Annotated in this window: 3 protein-coding genes and 1 pseudogene; 3 read left to right on the plus strand and 1 reads right to left on the minus strand. The window is 63.4% G+C overall.

The window, feature by feature from the left end:
- From EOA60_RS26790 to EOA60_RS26800, 3 genes and pseudogenes are all read left to right on the plus strand, one after another.
- A partial coding sequence (locus EOA60_RS26790) for a glutamine synthetase family protein (RefSeq protein WP_128312164.1) occupies positions 1–972 on the plus strand: 972 nt, incomplete at its 5' end.
- Between the two features lie 128 nt (positions 973–1,100).
- A pseudogene (locus EOA60_RS26795) lies at positions 1,101–1,300 on the plus strand (FAD-dependent oxidoreductase); the annotation flags it as partial.
- 261 nt (positions 1,301–1,561) lie between these two features.
- Positions 1,562–2,464: an SH3 domain-containing protein gene (locus EOA60_RS26800; RefSeq protein WP_095825803.1), complete on the plus strand. Its 903-nt coding sequence runs from the start codon at positions 1,562–1,564 to the stop codon at positions 2,462–2,464.
- A gap of 41 nt (positions 2,465–2,505) precedes the next feature.
- Here EOA60_RS26800 and EOA60_RS26805 read toward each other — a convergent pair.
- A partial coding sequence (locus EOA60_RS26805; RefSeq protein ID WP_128312166.1) for an SDR family oxidoreductase occupies positions 2,506–2,895 on the minus strand: 390 nt, incomplete at its 5' end.

Here is a 2,895-nt window from a genome sequence, read left to right on the forward strand (position 1 = left end):
GACGACCGGGGGCTGAAGCCGGTGGTGGCGCCCGAGATCGAATTCTATCTGGTACGCAAGAACCCCGATCCGGACTATCCGCTGACGCCGCCCGTCGGGCGCTCAGGGCGGCCGATCGGCGGCGGCGCCGGCTATTCGATCGCGGGCGTCAACGAGTTCGACGAACTGATAGACGACATCTACCATTTCTCGGAGCGGCAAGGCCTAGAGATCGATACGCTGATCCACGAGGAGGGCGCCGGCCAGCTCGAGATCAACCTGCGTCACGGCAATCCGATCGAGCTTGCCGACCAGGTCTTCATGTTCAAGCGCACGATCCGCGAGGCGGCGCTGAAGCACGAAATCTACGCCACCTTCATGGCCAAGCCGATCCAGGGGCAACCTGGCTCGGCCATGCATATCCACCAGTCGGTGGTCGACAAGAAGACCGGAAAAAACATCTTCTCGGCCGAAGACGGCGCCGAGACGGATGCGTTCTTCCATTTCATCGGCGGCATGCAGAAACACGTGCCGAACGCGCTGGTGATGCTTGCGCCTTACGTCAATTCCTATCGGCGGCTCACGCAGGCTGCGTCGGCGCCGGTCAACAACAAGTGGGGCTACGACAACCGCACGACGGCTTTCCGCGTGCCGCGTTCCGATCCAGCGGCGCGGCGCGTCGAAAATCGGATTCCGTCCTCGGACGCCAATCCCTATCTGGCGCTTGCCGCCTCGCTTGCCTGCGGGTTGATCGGCATGAACAACAAGGTCCAGGCCGAGCCGCCGGTGCTGACGACCGCCAACGAGGACGAGATCGACCTGCCGCGCAGCTTGCTCGAGGCCGTGGACCTTTTCGAGGCCGACAAGGAGCTTGGCGCCATTGTCGGCAAATCCTTCGCAGCCACGTATGCGGCCATCAAGCGAGCCGAGTTCGAGACATTCATGGAAGTGATCAGCCCTTGGGAGCGGGAGTATCTGTTGCTGAATGTGTGAGCGGCCACTTCGTCGAGTGAATGGGTGAATAGTGAATGGTGAGTAATTTCATATTGGATGGGTGAACGCAGCCAGAGCGCTCTAGCAAAGCATTCACTATTCACCATTCACCTGCGTTTCCGCATGCCTCGATGGGCGGGTATTCCGGCCACGGCATCATGCTGTCCAACTTCTTCGGCAAGCTCTACGCCGAGACGGTCGCGGGCAATCGCGACCGCTGAAGCTGATCGAGTATCTGAAGATTCCCGCCTTCCCGGACAGCTGTTGTTTACGCGCACCGCTGCTGTTTCTGGCGCTCAACTGGTTCGCACTGCGCCGCAGGATCTGAAGCCGGAACATGTGCAGAAGCTGTTAATTCGACAAGTCCGCTTCCCTAACGGCACGTTGCGGAATCCTTAACAAACGCGCAGAATTTCGCAAAAAGGCGCACTGATGCCATAATCGGCGGTAAAAGATGCCGGTTCTGGGCGATAAGACGGGGATTTGCGCGGGCCTGCCCGCTGGAAATTTCGGGACCGATGCCGATCAGCCGCGAACCGTTTGCGGCAAGATCGAAAGAACGTCGGCCCGGTTGTTGGAGGTGGTTTAGGTGAACGAGCCCTTCAGTTTCGGTGCGCCGGAACGACGGCACTTTGCCGTGCGGTTCGGCTATGACATGCGGCCCTCGTTCTGGCAGGGCCTGCAGTCGAACGCGCATCTGGTGATCGCGGCCGTCGGCACCGCGGCGCTGCTTGGCGTGGCGGCGGTGGCGCTTTGGCTGGCCTTGCCGGCCAATGAGCGGCAGGCGATCGCGAAAACGGAGCAGACCGTCCCCGCGATCCCGGTCAAGACGAAGAAGATCGCCCCGGCCGCGGCGAGCTCTGTCAGTGTCGCCGCCGCGCCGCAAGCCGCGCGCAAGGCCGATGCGGTTTCGCCCATGACTGCATCCCGAGAAGCCGCCATCCCGGCACTGGCTTCCAACAATCCCCGCTGGAACGGCACGGTTGGTGAGCTTGCGCCCGCGGCGGATGCCCCGCCGGCCTCATCCGCTCAGGCCGCGGAGAAGCCGGCGACGCAGAACGACAAACCAGCCGTTGCCGCCTTCGCCGAATCCGCGTCCGGAAACGATGCTTCGGCCGCCCTGGCTGAGGTCGCATCGCCTGCGCCGGCTGCTGCCCAATCGGCAGACGCAAAAAAGCCTGACGACAAAATGGATGCGGCCCAGACCGCGGCCATTCCGGATGCGAAGCCCGGGGTTGCCGAGGCTCAGCCCGCGGCGCCCGACGAAGTAGCCCAGGACAGTCCGAAGCCCGAAAACGCCGGCACTGGCACCAATGGACGCGTCCTGAGGGCTGTTACCATGCGTTCCGGCCCGAAGAACGGCGCCGCCGCGATCGTCACTGTGCCTGCCAAGTCAGCCGTGCAGGTGATGAGCTGCAAAAAATGGTGCGAGATCGTCTATAACGGCAAACGCGGCTGGATCTACAAGAGCTTCGTCAAGACCGGCGCCTGATCTGGACGCTCTTGGCGGCCTGACGCCGCCGCGACGTCGGTTCAGATGCAGCGCCCGCCGTCGACCTCCAGCGCCACGCCGGTGATCAAGGCCGCCTCGTCCGAAGCCAGCCAGAGCGCCGCGTTGGCGATGTCGAGCGGCGTCGACAGCCGGCCGAGCGGGATGGACGCGCGGAATTTTTCACGGATATCCGGCGTGTCGGCGCCCATGAACTTCTCCAGCATGCCGGTCTCGCCGGCGACCGGGCAGAGGCAATTGACGCGAATGTTCTTCGGGGCGAGTTCGACCGCCATCGACTTGGTGGCGGTGATCGCCCATCCCTTGGAGGCGTTGTACCAGGTGAGGCCCGGCCGCGGCCTGATGCCGGCTGTCGAAGCCGTGGTCAGTATGACGCCGCCGCCCTGCCGGTCCATGATCGGCACCACGGCAAG

Origin of the sequence: Mesorhizobium sp. M1A.F.Ca.IN.020.06.1.1, from assembly GCF_004023265.1 — a bacterium.
Lineage (GTDB): Bacteria > Pseudomonadota > Alphaproteobacteria > Rhizobiales > Rhizobiaceae > Mesorhizobium.